General features: G+C 66.5%; 1 protein-coding gene and 1 pseudogene. One reads left to right on the top strand and one right to left on the bottom strand.

The annotated features are described in order from the left end of the window. On the bottom strand, positions 1 to 1,785 hold a 1,785-nt coding region (parE, locus tag K0M70_RS10765; RefSeq protein ID WP_290781864.1), incomplete at its 3' end, for a DNA topoisomerase IV subunit B. A gap of 162 nt (positions 1,786 to 1,947) precedes the next feature. Between parE and pyrG the strand changes: the two are divergent. Beyond that, positions 1,948 to 2,167, top strand: a pseudogene (pyrG, locus tag K0M70_RS10760) (CTP synthetase); the annotation flags it as partial.

Here is a 2,167-nt window from a genome sequence, read left to right as displayed (position 1 = left end):
ACCATCGTCGATGGTCAGCTGCACCAGGCGGCGGGTATCGGGATGGATGGTGGACTCGCGCAGCTGCTGCGGGTTCATTTCACCCAGGCCCTTGAAGCGGGTCACGCTGATCTGGCCCTTGATCTTCTCGCGCTCGATCTTGTCCAGCATCGTGCGCTTCTCTTCCTCGTCCAGGGCGTAGAACACCTGCTTGCCCACGTCGACACGGAACAGCGGCGGCATCGCCACGAAGATGTTGCCCGCGCGCACCAGGGCCGGGAAGTGGCGCAGGAACAGCGCTGCCAGCAGGGTGGCGATGTGCAGGCCGTCGGAGTCGGCATCGGCCAGGATGATCACCTTGCCGTAGCGCAGGCCGTCGATGGCCTCCACGCCCGGGTCGCAGCCGATGGCCACGGCCAGGTCGTGCACTTCGTTGGAGGCCAGCACCCCGGACGATTCCACTTCCCAAGTGTTGAGGATCTTTCCGCGCAGCGGCAGGATGGCCTGGAACTCCTTGTCGCGGGCCTGGCGGGCGCTGCCGCCGGCCGAGTCGCCTTCCACCAGGAACAGCTCGGTGCGGCCCAGGTCCTGGCTGATGCAGTCGGCCAGCTTGCCGGGCAGGGCGGGGCCCTGGGTGATCTTCTTGCGGGTGACCTGCTTTTCGGTCTTGAGCCGGGCCGAAGCGCGGTCGATGGCCAGCTGGGCGATCTGCAGGCCGGTTTCGACGTGCTGGTTGAGCCACAGCGAAAACGCGTCGTGCGAAGCGTTCTCGACGAAGGCCGCGGCCTGGCGCGAGCTCAGCCGTTCCTTGGTCTGGCCGCTGAACTGCGGGTCGGTGAGCTTGATGCTGAGCACGTAGCTCACGCGGTCCCAGACGTCTTCGGGCGCCAGCTTGACGCCGCGCGGCAGCAGGTTGCGGAAGTCGCAGAACTCGCGCAGCGCGTCGGTGAAGCCCGAGCGCAGGCCGTTCACGTGCGTGCCGCCTTGCGCGGTGGGGATCAGGTTGACGTAGCTTTCCTGCACCAGTTCACCTTCGGGCACCCAGGCCACGGCCCAGTCCACCACTTCGGTGTCCTTGTTGACGTGGCCGACGAAGAGCTCGGCGGGCAGCAGGTCGCGGCCCACCAGTTCGCCGCGCAGGTAGTCGCGCAGGCCGTTCTCGTAATACCACTCGTTGCGCTCGCCGGTGGCCTCGTCGAACAGCTTCACGGTCAGGCCCGGGCACAGCACCGCCTTGGCGCGCAGCAGGTGGCGCAGCGACTTGGCGTGGATCTTCGGGGTGTCGAAGTATTTCGGGTCGGGCCAGAAGCGCAGCCGGGTGCCGGTGTTGCGCTTGCCCACCGTGCCCACCACTTCCAGCGGGCTGCTGCGGTCGCCGTCGCGGAACTCCATGCGGTGTTCCTGGCCCTCGCGGCGGATAACCACTTCCACTTTTCTCGACAGCGCGTTCACCACGCTTACGCCCACGCCGTGCAGGCCGCCGGAGAAGGTGTAGTTCTTGCCGCTGAACTTACCGCCGGCGTGCAGGCGGGTCATGATCAGCTCGATGCCCGGGATTTTTTCCTCGGGGTGGATGTCCACCGGCATGCCGCGGCCGTCGTCGATCACCTCGCAGCTGCCGTCGGCGAAGATCGTCACGTCCACCGACTTGGCGTGCCCGCCCAGGGCCTCGTCCACCGAATTGTCGATGACTTCCTGGGCCAGGTGGTTGGGCCGCGTCGTGTCGGTGTACATGCCGGGGCGGCGCTTGACCGGGTCCAGGCCCGAAAGCACTTCGATGTCGGCGGCGTTGTAGCGGGTGTTCATAGTGCGGGGCTCGGAAGGGCAGGGCGCAGGCGCGAGGCCGCAGGATGGGCGCGGCACCGGGGGCGGTCAAGCGGCCTTTTTGCAAGTCATTGATCGGAAAAAGGTTCTGGCTCCAGCTCAGGCAACCCGGTAGAATACGGTTTTCCAGCGTCCCCAAAAACCATGACTCGTCTTATCTTCGTTACCGGTGGCGTGGTGTCCTCGCTAGGCAAGGGCATCGCGGCGGCATCGCTCGCGGCCATCCTGGAGGCCCGCGGCCTGCGGGTGACCATGATGAAGCTCGACCCGTACATCAACGTCGACCCCGGCACCATGAGCCCGTTCCAGCACGGCGAAGTGTTCGTCACCGACGATGGCGCCGAGACCGACCTCGATCTCGGCC

Source organism: Arenimonas sp. (assembly GCF_019459675.1).
Classification (GTDB): Bacteria; Pseudomonadota; Gammaproteobacteria; order Xanthomonadales; family Xanthomonadaceae; genus Arenimonas.
The sequence above is the reverse complement of the archived record's forward strand: the minus strand, read 5'-3'. Positions and strand labels throughout refer to the sequence as shown.